At 57.7% G+C, this 497-nt stretch carries 1 protein-coding gene; it reads right to left on the reverse strand.

Features of this window, described 5'->3' with window-relative positions:
- Positions 1–497, reverse strand: a 497-nt coding sequence (locus AC0V2Y_RS29075; RefSeq protein WP_475418499.1) for a hypothetical protein, incomplete at both ends; no start/stop codon positions are given.

The following is a 497-nucleotide window of genomic DNA, read 5'->3' on the forward strand; positions in this document are numbered from 1 at the left end:
GGTCCTTTCTCGCCAACGATAAAGGCACCTCCACTCCAGACCGGACCGCCTTTCTCGCGCATACCGGCAATGGCCATGCCTGCCACCATGCCGGCACTGGCATAGCCAGTTACACGAATCATCGTCGCCATGGGAATGCCGAAGATGCCCAGCTGGGCGCCTGCCTTGGCCGCTGCCACTTCGGTGTTGAGCAGGATCTCGGCCACGGCAATTGCCTTGCTTGCAAGGAATGCGGCCTTTCCTAATGCAGATTGTTCTTTGCCAGCCTGCTGCATCAGACCATACAGCTGATCAGCCGCATTGCCGGCTGCGCCCAGCGACTGCATTTGATACGATGATTTCATTTCCAACATGGCCAGCTCGTGTCGCTCGTTTTCCTCCTCGATCAGCCGGTTGCCTTCCATCGTGTTTTCCAACTCAGCATCACGAAACGCCTGCAGGTCCTTTAGGCGGTTGGCGTACTGCTCATTTTCCACCTGCCCGGGGGTACGCAACGA

The organism is Janthinobacterium sp. BHSEK (genome assembly GCF_056174685.1).